Source organism: Mitsuaria sp. TWR114, assembly GCF_007997345.1.
On the sequence record NZ_VOSR01000140.1, the window covers coordinates 1 to 2,950 of the forward strand.

Consider the following 2,950-nt stretch of genomic DNA (forward strand, 5'->3'; position numbering starts at 1 on the left):
GCGTGCCCGGTCGAATCCCCGGAGGAGCCGCCTCCGCCGCCGCAGCCCGCCAGCGTGCCGGCAGCGCTGAGCGCGACCACGGCGGTGAACACGAGGCCCCACGGGCGCGGGGGGGACGGGCAAGCCAACTTCGGGTCAGCCTCTGAAACGGGGTGGCGCATGACGCTCCTGCAGATCCGGAAAACGAAACACCGGAGCGCGGAACTCCGGTGGACTTTCGCTTCGTTCATGCAGAGAACGTGCCGGTTGCAGACGGTCACAACCGACGTCGAAAAACACATTCATCACCATCCGACAACGAAAACGTTAATTCGAAAGAGGTAGCCGCCGGCGCTTGCCGCCGAAATGAGGGTCAGGTTTTGTCAGACGGAGGGGACAAATAATGTCACCCCGTGCGAGACCCGCCCCGCCGCACCTTCCTCCGCACGGTGCCCGGGAGGCCGCCGCGGGCGGGCGCGGCGTCGGTCAGCCTCTCCCCCTTTCGCGACTGCGACGGTACAGCGCCCCACCCGCCCGCTGATGTACGGGGCACGGAAGTTGCCGGCGACCGTTATGCTGCGGACCGCGTCGCCGCCCGAGGCGGGAGGCCTCGCCCGTGCCGGCCGTCGCCGGAGGTTCCAGCCCGGAGTCGGTTCCATGGTCATCGAGAGGCACTGGTTGCGCTGGCCCGCCGCCGCGCTCGTCTTCGTCGCGGCGACGTGGCTCAACCTGCAGTTGCAGCCCTATCTCAACGGCCGCGGACCGCTGCTGCCCTATTTCCCTTCCCTGGTCCTGGTGGGCCTGGCCTGCGGCCTCGGGCCGGCGCTGGCCTTCCTCGCCGCCTCGGCGCTGGCCGTCCTCTATTTCTGGATCGAGCCCATCGGCCAGATCTTCCCGGTCAACTCGCCGCCCGACGCCACGCTGGTCGTGCTGTACCTGGCCGCCGGCGCGCTGATCGCCTCGGTTTCCGCCTGGGCCGGGCGGCTGATGCAGAAGGAGCGCAACAGCCGGCGCCGCCTCAACCTCGCGCTGGCCGCCGGCCGCATGGTCACCTGGGACTGGGACATGGTCACCGGCTTCGCCAACACCGCGGGCGGCGCGAAGCAGCTCTTCGGCCGCCATTGGTCGACGATGGAGGACATGCTGGCCGACATGTCGGCCGAGGACGCCGAGCGCTTCCGCGAGCGCTATCGCTACGCGACCGAAAGCGGCGGCCGCTTCAGCCTGGCCTGCCCGATCACGCGGCCGGACAACGCCGAGGTCGTCTGGACGCAGTTCGACGGCTACGTCAGCCTGGACGCGAAGGGCCGCGCGGCGCATGCCTACGGCGTCGCGGTCGACGTGACGGCCCAGCAGGAAGCGCTACGCGCCAGCCAGGCGGCCGAGGAGCGCTTCCACCTGGCGCTGCACAGCGGCAAGGTGATGGCCTGGGAATGCGACCTGCAGGGCCGCTACACCTGGGCCTTCAACACGCCGATGGGCTTCTCGCGCGAGGCGCTGATCGGCGCCGAGGTCGGCAGCCTGGTCGGCGAGCCGCAGTTCGCCGAGATCGTCCGCGAGGCGGTGGCGACCGCCCGGCCGATGAACCTGGCGCAGCAGGTGTCGCATGGCGGCCGGACCTACCAGCTGCTGACCTCGCTGCGCCCCGTCCAGGCCCACGACGGCCAGGTGCAGCGCGTGATCGGCGCGACGGTCGATGTCTCCGAGCTGTCCGCCGCGCAGGAGGAACTGCGCCGCGAAAGCCAGCGCAAGGACGCCTTCCTGGCGACGCTCGCGCACGAGCTGCGCAATCCGATGGCGCCGATCCGCTACGCGGTGGCGATGCTGCGGCAGTCCGGCACCGAGGCCACCCGCGCCCACGCGACCGACATCATCGCGCGCCAGTCCGCCCACATGGCCCGGCTGCTGGACGACCTGCTCGACATGAGCCGCATCACCCGCAACGTGGTCGAGCTCAAGCGCCAGCTCATCGACCTGCGCACCGTGGTGCGGCAGGCGCTGGAAGCGGTGGAGCCGCTGTACAGCGAGATGAAGCACCGGGTCTCGCTCTCGCTGCCGCCGCGGCCGGTGCTGGTGGACGGCGATCCGACTCGGCTGCAGCAGGTGCTGGGCAACCTGCTGGACAACGCCGCCAAGTACAGCCCCGAGCCCGGCGAGGTGATGGTGCACGTGGCCGCCGAGGCCGACCGGGCCCGCATCACCGTGACGGACCGCGGCATCGGCATCGCGATGGAGATGCAGCCGCGCGTCTTCGAGCTGTTCACGCGGATCGATGCGCGCGGCGCCGCGCCCTCGGGACTGGGCATCGGGCTGGCCGTGTCGAAGCAGCTGGTGCAGCTGCACGACGGCAGCATCGCCGTGGAGAGTGAAGGCGTCGGCCACGGCAGCCGCTTCATCGTCGAGCTGCCCCTCGCGCCGGGCGGGACGGTGCGCGCCGAGGACCCGGCGGCGCCCACGGCGGTCGCGGAGACGGCGGTGGGCGCGGAGACCGCGGCCGCCGAGGCGCCCTGCGTGATGGTGGTCGATGACAACATGGACGGCGCCAACACGCTGGCCGAGGTGCTGCGTGGCGCGCACTACCGCGCCTCGGTGGCCTACAGCGGCGAGGACGCGCTGCGGCACTTCGAGCGCCTGCGCCCGCGGGTGATGCTGCTGGACATCGGCCTGCCGGGCATCTCCGGCACCGAGGTCGCGCGGCGCCTGCGCGCGATGGCGCCCAGGGACGAACTGGCGCTGATCGCCATCACCGGCTGGGGCCAGCGTTCCGACCGCGAGGCGACGGCGGCCGCGGGCTTCGACGCCCACCTGGTCAAGCCGGTGGAGTTCAACGAACTCGAGCGGGTGATGCAGCAGTTGCTGGGCGCGCCGCGCGCGGTCTCCTGAGGCGCGAGGCTTGGCGTGCCGGCCTCAGGGCGACGCCGGAGCGCCGGCGCCCAGGGCTGCCCCGGCGCTCCGTGCGCCGACACGCACG

1 protein-coding gene is annotated in these 2,950 nt (G+C 71.7%); it reads left to right on the forward strand.

The window, feature by feature from the left end:
- The first annotated feature begins 636 nt into the window (after positions 1–636).
- Entirely contained in the window at positions 637–2,862 is a 2,226-nt protein-coding gene (locus tag FUT87_RS06670) for an ATP-binding protein (protein ID WP_186830394.1), read from the forward strand.
- The last annotated feature ends 88 nt before the right edge of the window (positions 2,863–2,950 follow it).